Source organism: Corallococcus sp. CA047B, from assembly GCF_003612065.1.
Classification (GTDB): domain Bacteria; phylum Myxococcota; class Myxococcia; order Myxococcales; family Myxococcaceae; genus Corallococcus; species Corallococcus praedator.
In genome coordinates, this window is sequence record NZ_RAWD01000009.1 from 63,451 (window position 1) to 76,859 (window position 13,409).

9 protein-coding genes and 1 pseudogene are annotated in these 13,409 nt (G+C 67.4%); 5 read left to right on the plus strand and 5 right to left on the minus strand.

Going from position 1 to position 13,409, the window contains the following annotated elements:
• Window positions 1–480: 480 nt before the first annotated feature.
• Window positions 481–3,630 carry a tetratricopeptide repeat protein gene (locus D7X74_RS03270; protein WP_120531435.1) on the minus strand — a complete coding sequence of 1,050 codons (3,150 nt, stop codon included), beginning with the start codon at window positions 3,628–3,630 and terminating at the stop codon, window positions 481–483.
• 686 nt (window positions 3,631–4,316) lie between these two features.
• Here D7X74_RS03270 and D7X74_RS03280 point away from each other — a divergent pair.
• Together D7X74_RS03280 and D7X74_RS43915 are read left to right on the plus strand one after the other, a co-directional pair.
• Window positions 4,317–4,612 (plus strand): annotated as a pseudogene (locus tag D7X74_RS03280) (integrase core domain-containing protein); the annotation flags it as partial.
• 493 nt (window positions 4,613–5,105) lie between these two features.
• On the plus strand, window positions 5,106–6,692 hold the full coding sequence (locus tag D7X74_RS43915) for a hypothetical protein (RefSeq protein WP_233595469.1): 1,587 nt from the start codon (window positions 5,106–5,108) through the stop codon (window positions 6,690–6,692).
• Window positions 6,693–6,989: 297 nt separating this feature from the next.
• On the opposite strand, the gene D7X74_RS45180 is transcribed toward D7X74_RS43915, so the two are convergent.
• Both D7X74_RS45180 and D7X74_RS03300 read right to left on the minus strand, forming a co-directional pair.
• A complete protein-coding gene (locus D7X74_RS45180) occupies window positions 6,990–8,219 on the minus strand; it encodes an integrase core domain-containing protein (RefSeq protein WP_370450705.1) in 1,230 nt (409 codons plus the stop codon).
• Window positions 8,192–8,752 carry a transposase gene (locus D7X74_RS03300; protein WP_255424354.1) on the minus strand — a complete coding sequence of 187 codons (561 nt, stop codon included), beginning with the start codon at window positions 8,750–8,752 and terminating at the stop codon, window positions 8,192–8,194. Before D7X74_RS03300 ends, D7X74_RS45180 begins: the two co-directional genes overlap by 28 nt.
• 149 nt (window positions 8,753–8,901) lie before the next feature.
• On the opposite strand from D7X74_RS03300, the gene D7X74_RS42885 reads away from it, so the two are divergent.
• The 3 genes from D7X74_RS42885 to D7X74_RS03310 all read left to right on the plus strand — a co-directional run bounded on the left by D7X74_RS42885 (window position 8,902) and on the right by D7X74_RS03310 (window position 11,273).
• Window positions 8,902–9,063 carry a hypothetical protein gene (locus D7X74_RS42885; RefSeq protein ID WP_158620341.1) on the plus strand — a complete coding sequence of 54 codons (162 nt, stop codon included), beginning with the start codon at window positions 8,902–8,904 and terminating at the stop codon, window positions 9,061–9,063.
• Window positions 9,064–9,257: 194 nt separating this feature from the next.
• Window positions 9,258–10,085 (plus strand): polyphosphate kinase 2 family protein, encoded by an 828-nt coding sequence (locus tag D7X74_RS03305; RefSeq protein WP_120531440.1) that lies wholly within the window; start codon window positions 9,258–9,260, stop codon window positions 10,083–10,085.
• Between the two features lie 186 nt (window positions 10,086–10,271).
• Window positions 10,272–11,273 (plus strand): fatty acid desaturase, encoded by a 1,002-nt coding sequence (locus tag D7X74_RS03310; protein ID WP_120531441.1) that lies wholly within the window; start codon window positions 10,272–10,274, stop codon window positions 11,271–11,273.
• A 4-nt stretch (window positions 11,274–11,277) separates the two neighbouring features.
• On the opposite strand, the gene aac(3) is transcribed toward D7X74_RS03310, so the two are convergent.
• Both aac(3) and D7X74_RS03320 read right to left on the minus strand, forming a co-directional pair.
• On the minus strand, window positions 11,278–12,087 hold the full coding sequence (gene aac(3), locus D7X74_RS03315) for an aminoglycoside 3-N-acetyltransferase (protein ID WP_120531442.1): 810 nt from the start codon (window positions 12,085–12,087) through the stop codon (window positions 11,278–11,280).
• Between the two features lie 19 nt (window positions 12,088–12,106).
• Window positions 12,107–13,072 carry a hypothetical protein gene (locus D7X74_RS03320; protein WP_120531443.1) on the minus strand — a complete coding sequence of 322 codons (966 nt, stop codon included), beginning with the start codon at window positions 13,070–13,072 and terminating at the stop codon, window positions 12,107–12,109.
• Window positions 13,073–13,409 lie beyond the last annotated feature (337 nt).

A 13,409-nucleotide genomic window follows, 5' to 3' on the forward strand; every position in this document is an offset into this window, starting at 1 on the left:
AGGAATGCCATCGGTGATTTCAGGGCTGGGGGAAGTGTGGTCCAAGCTCTTGAGGCCGCGCTCGACAAGCGACTCCGAGACGAGCGCGGAGTGAAGCCGATTGCCCCGCGCCGCCGAGGCCGCAAGCGCAAGGCCCGCAGGAAGGGCACGAGTTGCGGCGCCACAAGCGGCGCTGGAAGGTGGAACGCTTCTTCGCCTGGCTCCACTTCCTCCGCCGTGTTGCCCGCTACGCGGTGAAAGCCGAGAACTTCCTTGGGATTCTCCACCTTCATTGATTTGCATACATGTCAATGAAAGGGATGGCTGTTGTCCGGCGCAGCCCGGAACGCGCCGTAGGTCGTCTCCACCTGGCTGATGGCTGCATTCCGTTTCTTTTTGGTCGGAGTGGGCTTTCCCGCCACTGTCTCAATCCCAGCGTGTTGGTCGAGTGGCGCCCACTCCCACCGCAGCGCAGCGGCGTGCTTGTCGTTGGTACTTCCCTCATCGTTGCCCCATGCGTCGCTGCCAGGCCAGTATCTTCTGAAGTTCAGGCTTACCGCGGGCTCCCGCTGACTCCATTCCCGCTCGCGCTTCTTCGGCCAGCGTGAGCGCGCGCGCCCGGTCAGGGGAGGTGTGTGTGTCAACAAGCGCTCGGGCCAGCAAAAATGAGGTCTTCGCGGCTTTCTCGGGGAACATGGCGTCAGGTTGCTGGCGCTGGAGGTTCCGGGCGCGCTCAAGCATCGGCACCGCTTTGCTGGCTCCACCCAGGGCGAGGTGGGCTTCTCCGGCGCAGGCCAAGGCGCTTGCGACGTCCACGGATTGCGAGGCCTGCACCTCACCGAGGAGATTGCGCGCACGCTCGCAATACGCAAGAGCCTCTTTGGGAGCTTGGGTGACCAGGGCCAGCTCCGCCAGGGGAATGAGTATCGCTGCGGTGCCGCCGTTTTTGGGGCCCAACTCTCTCTCCAGCCGACTCAAGGCCTCCTGCAGGTCGCGTCGAGCCGCGACATGTCGGCCCGCGCGCAGGTGTACCCGGGCGCGGACCTTCAGCGGCCACGCGGCATAACTGGTGGCGGGACCGAATGCCCGCTGGGCATGCTCCACGGCCTGTGTGGAAAGACGGAGTGCCTCGTCGTTCCGGCCGGCCTCCAGGGAAATGGCTGCTTGCTCTCGAAGTACCATGACGATGTTGAGGTTGTCGGGCCCCAGAGCACTCTCGAAGATCACGCGCGACCGCTCGAGCATGGACAACGCTTCCTCCCACTGGTCGTCGAAACGGAGCGGGATGGCGAGGTGCTGGAGCATGCGTGCGAGCTCAGGGGTCTCCGGGGTGTCCGCCGCATCGATGATGGCTAGGGCCCGATGCCAAGCGTCGATGGCATCGGCCCTCCGCCCCAGGCTCATGTATGTCGAGGCGAGGCTGTCGTAGGAACGAACGAGGAGGGGGTGGTCGGAGCCCAGCAGACGCTTGCGCTGCTCGAGGGCCTGGCGATGGAGCTCCATCGCCTCCGCGAGACGCCCCTGATTTAATCGAATCCATCCGAGTCGATGGAGGAGGGTGGCGATGCGCAGGCCTTCCGGCCCCTGATTCTTGCGCACGAAATTCAAGCCTTGAATGATGTCAGCCTCCGCCTGGGCATCCTTCAGCTGAATCATCCGCGCCGACCCCACGCGGAGGTACAGGTCCGCCGTGATGTCCGGGAAGCGCCCTCGCCCCAGTCGCTCCACGGCTGCTTGGGCGTGGCGGATAAGCTTCTCCACTTCCTCGTTACGGCGCGGATGGGCATCGGCCACCTCTGAGACGAGGAGAAGCAATGCACGAGCCGCCGACTCGTCGTCACGTCCGGCCTCGGCGGCCCAGAGTGCCTGGTAGAGGAATGTCTCTGCTTCCTTCCCTCTTTCGAGCAGTTGGTGGAGCTCGCCATGAACCACGAGCACCTCTGCCTCCAGTGGCCGGTAATCAAGGCCTCGGAGTTCCTGAATGAGGGCTTCTGTCACGCCAAGCCCCTGGTGCAACCGGCGCGCGGCGAGGTCTGCTTGGGCCTGGGCCAACTTGCGCCGGACTTCGTCCACGCGGGGGCGGAGGATTTCCGGTGGCTGCGGACGGCTCGAGAGCCCGGGCGTGTCCCGGCAGCCGGTGAGCCCTTCAAGGGAGGCCGTCAATTGGTGCGCGTTCTTGACTGTCTCCGCATCTGCCTTTTCCAGCACCTCGGTGACGGCAGCGAGTTGCCAGAGCCGCGCGTCGAGGCACGCGGCCGTCTGCCAGGCTTTATCTCCGGTGTCACTGCCCGCGGCCAAGCAGGCCTCGGTGCGAAGCGTCCGCCACTGAGTCGCATGGGTGTCCAGCACCGACGCGAGCTGCTCCCAGGCGGGCGCGGCGTAGGACGCGCCCGTGGACAGGAAGGCCGCGCGGATCCGTTCGCGTCGCGCGGGGCTCCAGGCCGCCGCGAGTTTCTCCACTTCCTGCTCGCAGTGGCTCCCCTCCTGGTGCGTCGCTCCGTAGGCCGCGAGGGTGCCCAGGACTCCAGCCACGGTTGCGGTGGCCATCATCCGCGCAAGCCACCGGATGGGCCGGGGGGTTAGCGCTGCCAGGAGGGATTCCATGGAGGGGAAGCGCTCCTCGGGGCTGGAGCGGAGCCCCCGGAGGAGCGCGCGCTGGACATGGGCTGGAATCTTCACCTCGTACTTCGGGGGGCTGATGCTGCCTTGCCGCGCGGCCTGAGCCAGGTCCTTCAGCGTCTCGCCCTGGAAGGGGCGCGCGCCAAAGAGGGCCTCGTGGAGTGCCACACAGAAGCTGAACGCGTCGGAGCGGGCATCCGCGCGCTGGCCCCGAATGAGCTCCGGAGCCATGTAGGCGGGCGTGCCCAGAAGCTGGCCCGTCCGGGTGAGGTGTCTCATGGAGGCGACCGGGGCCTTGTCGTGCTCCTGGAGCGGAGCGCCCTCCTCCTGGTGGAGCGGCCCGGCGATGCCGAAGTCCGTCACGAAGACGCGGCCGTGCTTGCCCAGGAGGGTGTTGGCGGGCTTGAAGTCGCGGTGCACCAGCCCCGCGGCGTGCGCGGCGGCCAGGCCCTTGCCGGCTTCGAGGAAGACGCGGAGCACGTCCTTCCAGGGGCGCGGCTGCTTCATCCACTCCGCCAGGGTGGTGCCCTCCACCAGCTCCATGGCGAGGAAGACACCATCTCCGTGGGTGCCCACGTCGTAGAGGGTGACGACATTGGGGTGGGAGAGTCGGGCGAGCGCCTGTGCCTCGCGCAGCAGTCGCTGCCGCAGCTCCTCGCGTTGGCGTCCCTCGGGACGCAGCATCTTGAGGGCCACCCGGCGGCCGAGCTCCAGGTCATCCGCCGCGTAGACGACGCCCATGGCTCCGGAGCCAAGGCGCTCTCGCACCACATAGCGGGAGACCCTGGCGCCAGGCACTAGCAGCAGGGGCAAAGGCTCCTTCGCAACGACCTCCGAAGCACTGGACAGGGCCTCGGCGCCCGCTCCCGCCACCAGGACCCACCGACAGTCCGCACAGCTTTCCAGGTGTGCCAGGACGGAGCCCCGAGTCTCTTCGGAGAGCAGCCCGGCAAGAAAATCCGTCAGCGTCGCTTCCTGGGGACATGACGGCATGCGTGAGGACTCTGCGCCGCGTTCCGGTTCGCCGGACATGGCGGATGCGGGTATTCGTTCGCTCATGAGGCCCCCTCAGGAAAATCTTGGGATGCAGGTTAGGCTACTCCCTCTTTCATCACGGGTGCATGGGCAGTCATGCGTTGACTCGCATTCGGAGCGGAGGTGTACCCCACTGCTTTCTTGACTCCCAAGATTCGCACTCGATGTTCCGTGAGTCCTGGGTGGGCGAATTCCTGCCTTGTTGCCGCACGGTTCACCGTGTCCTGCGAAAGACAATCAAAACCGTGGCCCGGGCCTCCCCCTCGTCGGGGTGGCGCCTCGAACCATTCAACGCTGGAGGAAGCCAGCCACCGCGCAGGACGGGCGGTGCGGTCCACGCACTCGACCCGCCAACCGCCTGTCCGAGGTGGAGAAGCGCGTAACCGTCCGGCCAACGACGTGCTGCGGGCGGTTGCCGACGCAGTGAGGGCGGCGGACGCTAGCGAGCATGTCGAAGCAGGTGGAGAAGCCGGATTGGGTGCGGGTCGCGGATGAGTTCGAGGCCAGCGGCCAGACGCAGCAGGAGTTCGCGCTTCAGCGAGGCGTGAGACTGAGCACGTTGCAGTCGTGGGTGTACCGGAGTCGGCGGGCCAAGGCGGCGCGAGGTAAGCCCGTGCGCCTGTTGGCAGTGCAAGTTGCGAGGGCGCCCGCCGCGGAGGAGCCGGTGTTGGAGGTGGTGAGCGCAAGCGGAGCGGGTGCGCTTCGCGGTAGAGTGGCTGTCCGACAACGGCCCCGTCTACACCGCCAGGGACACCCGCGACTTCGGTCTCAGCCTCGGCCTGCGAGTGTGCACCACGCCCTCCTACTCGCCCCAGCGCAATGGCATGGCCGAGTCCTTTACCTCAACGAACTGCCCTCGGCCGCTCACGTCCTCGCCCAGTTGCCCTCCTGGTTCGGCGACTACAACCGCTGCCACCCGCATCGCGGGCTGAAGATGAAGTCACCCCGCGAGTTCCGTACTGCTAACTCTCAACCCTGAGCTGTCCGATTTGACGGGGGCAGCTCCAGAGCTCGCACCCTGCTGAAGCAGGACCCGCTCGTACTGGAGGGCCTCATGGGACTGGTCAGCAGCCGACTGGACATCAGCCTCCTGGGATTGCTGGACTGAAGTCCTTGACGCCCAGCGTCCATCGGGTGCCCGCCAGTCGGCATTCCTGACGTGCCGACTTCCTGCCTCCATTCCAGGGCGACGACGTCGCCATCGGTGCCTACGTCGTAGAGCATGACGGTCTTGGGGTAAGAGCGCTGAGCCAGCGTCTCCACTGGATCAGCCAGCGTCGTCTCCCGAGATTTTTTGGGACGTCGGTTGGACTCCTCCCTCTTTCTCCTCGATTGCAGGGGCAGACACGCATCGACTCGCGCAGGACGTACCCCACCTCGGGCCTGTCTTATGCCCGCCCCCTCAATCACATGCATGGCGTCTGTTTCAATGCTGACAAGGGGCTCCCCCCCACGTCAAGAGGAGATATCCCATGGGTGCAGTGAAGGCGGTTGGAAGCTCCGGAGCGGCAAAAGTAGACCCTACCGAAGCAAAGCGCCGCGCAGAGGCGGCCCAGCAGGAGGCAGCGCGGCTCGCGGCCGAGGCCAAGCGCAAGGCGGCGGCTCGGGACAACATGCCGCAGACCAAGCGCGCCGCGGAGGCCCGGGACGCCTACGCGGACGCACCGAAGAAGTCGCCGGTCGAGCTCAACCCGGGCGCCAGGAACACCGTCACGGCCCGCGGCGCCGTGCAGGGCAGCGGAGCCCCGTCCTCGCTCGGTGGCGCCCAGGCGAAGCAGAAGCAGACCCAGGACCTGGCGAAGCAGGGCCGGCTCGGCGAGGCCCTGGACGTGGCCCTCAACTCCGAGGGCGACAGCGTGAAGCTCAAGCTGAGCGCCAACGGCAAGGTCAAGGCGGGCCCCGTGAAGGTCGGTGGCGAGCTTGGCAGTGAGGTCGAGGTGAAGCGGGGGCCCAACGGTACCTACGAAGTCACCGCTCTCGACGAGGGGAAGCTCACCGCCGCGCCGAGCACGAAGGTCCCCATCGTGGATGGCTCCGCGGAACTCGGGGCCGGCGTCTCGCCGAAGTACGAGTTCAAGTCCAAGGAGGACGCCCTGCGCGGACTGGGCATCATCGCGACCGCCAGCAACGAGCCCGCGCTGCGCGCCAAGGTCGGCGACAAGGTCTCCGGCTTCCTGGCGGGCGCCGCCAAGGCGGTGGGCGCTGACGGCCTCGGCAAGTTCTTCGACAAGGCGGGTGACGCCAACCGGAAGCTGGACTCGTACGTCACGGACGAGCAGAAGTTCCTCGGCGACCACCTGAAGGGCTTCTCGGTGAAGGGCACCCTGGCCGGGAAGCTCGCGGGGGAACTGCCGCTGCCCAACGTCCCGCTCGAGCTCGAGTTGAAGGGACAGCTCGAGGCGAAGGTCGACATCGTGTTCGGCAAGAACGGCCAGAAGCCCACCATCACCGTGGAGCAGTCCGGGCAGTTCGAGGAGAAGGGCCTCGTCGGCAGCGGCACCGTCTTCACGAAGGAAGGCGAGGGCAAGGGCTCCATCAAGCTCGCCCTGCAGAGCAAGTTCGAGGTCGAAGGGAAGCTGGACCTGGAGGCGGCGCTGCAGGGCCGCCCCTCCAAGTTCAAGGGCACCCTCGTGGACTCCACGCTCTCCGCCGAGGTGGGCGTCTCCAGCAAGAGCCGCGTGGGCCTGGCCACGCCGGGAGGCACGCAGACGGAGGCCAGCCTCAAGGGCGACACCGGCCTGGCCGGCAAGCTGAAGCTCACGGCGAAGACGGCGGACGTCACCGCCGCGCTGGGGGAGGACCACAAGGCGTTCGAGGCCCTGGCCAAGGGTGACTTCGGGTCGCTGGCGAAGAACCTGGTGGCGAAGGTGCCCGTCACCGTGGAGGGCGAGCTCGCGGCGACGGCCGGCTTCACCGGGGAGCTGTCGCTGGACGCGGGGCTCGCCAGCGGCGGTGTCTCCATTGAGGGCTCCCTGAGCGACGTGTTCCTCAAGGAGAAGCAGGACCTGAAGCGGGGCGGCGAGCTCCCCGCCTGGCTCCAGAAGCAGCTCCACGCCTGAGCATCCGTCCCCGCAACGTCAACCCCTTGTGCCTGCCCAAAATTCGCTCGCTGCGTCATGAGCGCGTTGAGGTGAGCAAGCGAGGCGCGCGTGGGCCGGCGAGTTCCTGTAACAGTGAAAGTGGGGTCGGAATCATCGTGACACCACATGTCGACTCTCCGGTAACTCATCCGCGCGCGCCCCTCCGCCGCACACCGCCCCGAAGAAGAAGCAACCCATGCACTGCAGGAAGACATGGCCCACCAGGACCTCTATCCTGTACCGCACCGGATTGATGAGACACCAGGTTGGTCGTAATCAGGCCGCGTGCTTGTGCATCAGTTCCCGCCGGGCCTGACTCGGCGAAAGGAAATGGTGACGCTCCAGCAACCAGTGCTCGTTGTACCGGTGAGCCCACTCCAGCAGGGCCAGCCGGAACTCCTCCACGGTTGCGAAGGTGCGCACCCAGAGCAGCTGCTCCTTGAGGGTGCGGATGAAGCGCTCGGCACAGCCATTGCCCTCGGGACTGCGGACGAAGGACGGGCTGGACTCGGCGCCCAGGAAGCTCAGCTCGTTCTGGAAGGCATCGGAGGTGTACTGGCTGCCGTTGTCATTGCGGATGGACAGCCCCGCCGCCACGCCTCGGCCGTACGCACCGAAGCGGGCTTTGACGCCCTGGCGAATGGGCTCGAGGGCCTCGAAGCGGGCGCCCGCGTCCTGGCGGCCTTCCACAGCCCGTTCGACTTTCCTCACCTCGCGCACCCGCTTCTTCAATTCCTTCTTCGCATGCCGGTCGACCTCGTACAGGGGACGGGCCGCCTCACGCAGGTAGTGGAAGTGGCACAGTTGGTGGGGCACCTGGGGCAGTGCGTGGGCCAGGGCGTTGCGGATGCTCCGCTGCCCATCGGACACCACGCCGACAATGGGCACCCGCCCCAGCGCGCGCCGCACCTCCTCCAGAAGCGGTACCAGGTTCTGCTCGCTCCCGGACAGCAGCGGACGGGCCAGCAGCACCTGGCCCGAGAGGCATTCGCGCACCACCCAAAGCACCTCGTGCCCTACGTCCGGGGCAAGCCCATCAATGGCAAGCACGGCCCGCCCTTGCTGTTTGAGCGCCGCCTGCAGCCGCCCGGAGTCGAGCAGCTGGAGGCTGACGAACTCGTCGTAACGGTCGAGCAGGTTGGTGCAGGTGCGCTCGGAAATGGCGACGCCCCTGGCACGCAACAGGGCGTGGATTTCCGGCACGCTGCGGTGCTCCTGGTAGCGCTGCGCACCGATGAAGGCCAGCACGTCCAGGCCGAACTCGTGCTCGGGCAGCGCCCAGCGGCCCTCCTCCTCGGCCCTCAGCGGCACGCCCTTGAGCAGGCATCCCTCCTGGTGGCACACCCGGACTTGCACTGACAATCCGACGCACCCCGTGAGCGTTGTCACGCACCGCCGCGAGCGCCAGTCCGCCCGCGTCCTCGTGCCGCACGCCTCGCAGCCCCTGCGCTCGCTGTCGAGCCTCACCTCACGGGTGGCTACAGGGCGAGCCGTCGTCCGAGCCATGGTGTTGTGCCTCCTCTCAGAGGGACAACACCGGCGGGCACAGGCCATATTTGCTGGCGTAGTATTTTTTCGAGCACCAGCAGCGCCGCCGTCTCCGCCAGCGCCCCCTCCTTGCGGTGCAACTCCCGCTCCAGCTCCTTCACTCGCTTCTCGGCCGCCGCCAGCCGCCTGCGCTCCTTGGCCGGCAGGGCTTCCGTGGCTGCACCCGCGAGGGCCTGCTGCCACTCCTTCAGCTTCTCCTCGTGCAGCCCCTCACGGCGCAGCAGCGCCCCCAACTCCCCACCTGCGAGGCCCTGGGCCGCCACCAGTACGCGCAGCTTCTCCTCGGGCGTCCACTTCTTCGGTCCAGACGGCGCAGCGGGTTTCTCCTCGGGCGGGGGCGTCATCGCCGCCAACTTATTCGCCTCCTGCAACCACTGCGACAACGTCGGCTGCGACACGCCCACCTGGCGGGCCAACGCGGCGGCACTCACCGCGCCCGGGCCCACCATCCGCTTCACCATCTCTGACTTGAATCCGTCCGTGTACGGCACTGCATCCTGCCTGCTCTCGCCCCCAGGGCGTGGTCATCCCGGCTGTTCAGCCGAGGCGACAACTTCCCTGACACAGGGGGCGGCTGGCCCTGGGGCTTCGGGCCATTGCCGAGAGCAGCCGCCTCCAGCCCGAGCGCGAGGAGGTGGAGGTGCTGTTCGACAGCCTCGCGGAGCGTATGGGGATGGGCCGTGCGGCGCTGGGACGCCTGCTCCAATCCGACAAGACCCTGGGCCGGAAGTTCGACACCCTGGCGATGCACATGGCGGTCGTCAGCCATGTCCTGTCGGAGGCCACCGTCGCGCAGGAGTGACGGTGGCGTCCGCGGTGCGCGTCCCGTGTATCGGGCGCTCGGAGTCGCGGCGTGCCCCCGCCCGCTACCGCCAAGCTCGGGCAGATGCCCTGAAAGGTCCAGATCCGGTGAATCGACCCGGGTCCCCTTGCTCGGGGGTGTGAATCCCCCGGACTCCCGGGCAGCATCCCTCCACACCGGGAGGGCAGGGGACCATGAACACCATCAGCAATGACAAGCAGGCGGTGAAGGTGAAGCTGGATCGCATCTCCGCGGCTCCGCCGAAGAAGGCGGACCGGGACGAGGCGAAGACGGAGTTCGACGCGCTGGGCGAGGAGCTGTTCGACCTCCAGGACCTGCTGTGGGGCGCGAAGATGAACTCCGTGCTCATCGTCCTGCAGGGGCGGGACACCGCCGGCAAGGACGGCACCATCAAGCACGTGGTGGGCAGCCTCAACCCGCGCGGCGTGAGCGTCACCTCCTTCGGCGTGCCCAGCACCGAGGAGCGCGAGCACGACTTCCTCTGGCGTGTCCACCGCGAGGCCCCGCGCAAGGGCGAGTTCTCCATCTTCAACCGCTCCCACTACGAGGACGTGCTCGTGGCGCGGGTGAACTCGCTGGTGCCCAAGGCGCTGTGGAAGCTGCGCTACCAGCACATCCGCGACTTCGAATCCCTGCTCAACGAGCACGGCACCATCATCCTCAAGTTCTTCCTCCACATCAGCCAGGAGGAACAGGAGCAGCGCCTGCTCGCGCGCGAAGCCGAGCCGCGCAAGGCGTGGAAGATCAGCGCCGGGGACTGGGAGGACCGCAAGCACTGGGGCGACTACACGCGCGCGTATGAGGAGGTCTTCGCCCGGACGTCCACCGAGCAGGCGCCGTGGCACCTGGTCCCCTCGGACGCCAAGTGGTACCGCAACCTCGTGGTGGCCCGCACGGTGGCGGAAGCCCTGCGTCCCTACCGCAAGCGCTGGCAGGAGCGCCTGGACGAGGTCGGCGTGGAGAAGAAGGGCGAGCTCAAGGCGTGGCGCAAGAAGCGCTGAAGCACGAGCCCTTCACCGGCACCGGACACCGGCCCGGCGCGTCGGCCCTCCGCGTCATCGATGACGCGGGGACACGCCCTTGCGTCGTGCGGACCGCTGACCCGGCCATGACATGGCGATGCGACAACGATGGCCGTCATCCGCCCCGGTGTCTCGCCGGGCGGTCACCGTCGGAGTCTCCTCGCCATGGAACGAACCGCGTCGCATTCGAGCAAGGACCTCATTGCCCGCACGCGTGCCTTCGCCACGCAGGACGCCGCGCGCTCGGGTTGGGCCCTGGGGTCCACCTATGCCGCGCTGGTGGGCGCGGTGGTGCTGGCGGTGGCCGCGCCCTGGTGGCCCCTGCGCATCGTGGGAGGTCTCATCGAAGCGCTGGTCCTCATCCGCGCGTTCATCCTCTTCCACGACGCGATGCACGGGGCGCTGCTGCCGAAGTCGAAGTGGGCCAAGGCGCTCTTCCAGGTGCAGGGCGTCCTCACGCTCACGCCCGCGCGCATCTGGAATGACACGCACAACCACCACCACGCGAACACGGCGCGCATCGCGGCGGACTCCGCCGGCACCTTCGTCACCTGGACCACGGAGCAGTGGCGCAAGGCCACGGGCTGGAAGCGGCTGGGCTACATGGTGGAGCGCCACCCGGTGACGCTGCTGTTCGGCTACGTCACCGCGTTCCTCATCAGCCTGTGCCTGGTGCCGTTCGTGAAGAACCCGAAGCGCTACTGGACGTCCGGGCTCGCGTTCGGTTTGCACGTGGCGCTGTCGGTGGCCGTCTGGCATTTCTTCGGCCTCGCGGTGTACCTGTGCGCCTTCGTGGGGCCGCTGTTCGTCGCGTACGCGCTGGGCACGTACCTGTTCTATGCGCAGCACAACTTCGACGACGTGGCCATCCTGCCGGACGCGGACTGGACGCACGCGGACGCGGCGCTGGAGGCCAGCAGCTACCTGCGCTGCGGGCCGGTGATGGCGTGGTTCACGGGCAACATCGGCTACCACCACGTGCACCACCTCAACCCGCGCATCCCGTTCTACCGGCTGCCGGAGGCGATGGCCGCCCTGCCGGAATTGCAGGGGCCCCACGTCACCGCGCTGACGCTGAAGGACATCGTCGGTTGTCTGCGATTGAACCTGTGGGATCCGGCGCAGGGGCGGATGGTGCGCTACCGCGACGCGGTCGCCAGCTACTGACGCGTCACTTGAAACGGCTTTCGAGCCAGTGGACGGCGAAGGCCACCATGGGCCGGGCTTCGACCAGCACGGCCGGCGCATCGCCAATCACGCCCCGCCGTCCCTGGCCGGTGGAGAGAAAGGCTTCGACGACTTCCGCGAAGAAGTCGTCCGCGAGCCCCTCCACCACCGGGTCGCTGGTGTCGAACTCCTCGAACTCGCGCCACACCGTCCGGCCATCGACGAGGAGCGGCGCCTCGTAGCGGAGGACGCGCTTGTGGGGGATGTCGGCCAGGTGCTCCGCATGGTGGAGGAGCGTCATGGTGTCGAGCGGTGCGCCGAGCATCAGCGTCTTGCCGCCCGAGGCCACCAGCTTGCCGAAGGGGGACTGGGGTCCATAGCCGTAGTCGAGCGCATGGTCCGCGGTGAACCATTCGGCGCGGCCTCCCAAGGCGGCACAGGAGGCGCCAGGATTCCCGCTGCGCCTGGCACCGGGCGTGGTGCGAAGCAGCTCCGGGAAGGCGCCATTGTCGCGGGTCGAGCGGGAGCGGAGCGGATCAAACGGGGGAATCTGGTCGCGCAGCTCGGGGGCGTCGCGGACCTCGTCCGGGAGCTGCCAGTCGCAATAGCCCAGCAGGGTGCCCTGGGGTCCCAGCACATCGCCGAGCGCGGCGATCAGCGCGTCGGGGCCACCCAAGATCGGGCCGACCGAGCGCAGGGCGGCATGCGCCAGCACCGCGTCACCGGGTTCAAGCCCCAGCATCCTGAGGTGTCCAGCCAGCGCCGCCCGGGTCCACGGAGAGGGCGGATGGGTCGTGTCGTTTCGGGATGACATGGGGGCTCCGAGGCGTGACTCAATCCTCCTTCCACCACTTTCCCCACGTGGTGCTGTAGTTCCACCCGAAGGCGCCACCCAGGGCCCACATCAGGCCCAGGTAGTTGGTGGTCACCCCCGTCGCGGTCTTCCGGGCAGGGAGCAACTGGACCAGCTCCGGCAGCTCGTTGCCCTTGCGCAAGTACTCTTCCAGGTCCTCCCGTCTGGCGTTGTAGACATCCGCGATCGCCGCCGGGCCCACGCCCAGGCCACTCCACTCGGGCGCCATTCCCTTGCCTCGCTTGTCGCCGGTCGCCAGGATGGACGCGACGTCCATGAGATAGCAGTCGAACAGGTTGGTGATCTCCGCCTTCCGGTCGGCGAATTTCGTCTGGCTCAAGGTGTAGGCGATGCTCACGACGAGGTTTTGATAGAAGTGATAGCGCTCCCGTCCGGGCGTGGCCGCATAGGCATGGTCTCGCTGGGGGGCGGCGGAGGGGCGGATCTGCACGTTCCTGCCAGGTCCGATTTCCGGCTCCGGAATCAACTGGTTCTCGGACGTCTCCTCCGACACCATGGCCGGGCTCTTGGTCCGCACCCCGGTGTGCTTCTGGGTCATGCTCAAGGTGGCCAGGGCATGGACCCCCAGCTCATGGCAGAGCATTCCCAGACAGAAGCCCAGGGAGTAGTTCTCGAAATACCAACTGCACAGCATGATTTCGAGCTTGTCGATGGTCAGCGCCGGGGAGAGGACGTTCTTGATGGAGGAGAGCATCAAGATCTGGCTCTGCTTCTTCAACTGCATCATGGTCTTCAGGCCGACCGTGACCGTCTGGATTTGATCCTGATCGCACCAGAACTGGAACTCCTCGCTGGCGTTCATCACCTGGGCGATACGTTTCGCCTTTGCCTCATAGGTCTCTGAACCCGCATAGAGGTACCGGCGCGGATCGAATGACCAGTACTGGTGCCAGGTGCTGACGTTCTCGATCTTCAGTGCCACCATGTTCGGATCCTCATGCAGGTGTCTGGCCGACGAGCACCGCCGGCCGCCGGGCGTGTGTCCACGCTAGGCGGGGCGGATGACACGGGCAATCCTGCGCGGGCCGCGCCCGGAGCCGGGTCCTTTCCACCTCTACGCGTTGAGGTGGTTGGGACGGCTCCGTCGCGGCGGGGGCGACGCTGACGTCGAAGCGAACGCCCCCGCCCGTGAGGGTGTGATCCGGCTACAGGACGCAGGCGCCGTCGTAGCGCAGGATGACGAGGCCGGCGTTGCCACCCCTGGCGTTGCTCGCGCCTGCTGCCGCCGGGAGGGTCGTGGCCCCCGCCCAGGTGTTGGCTCC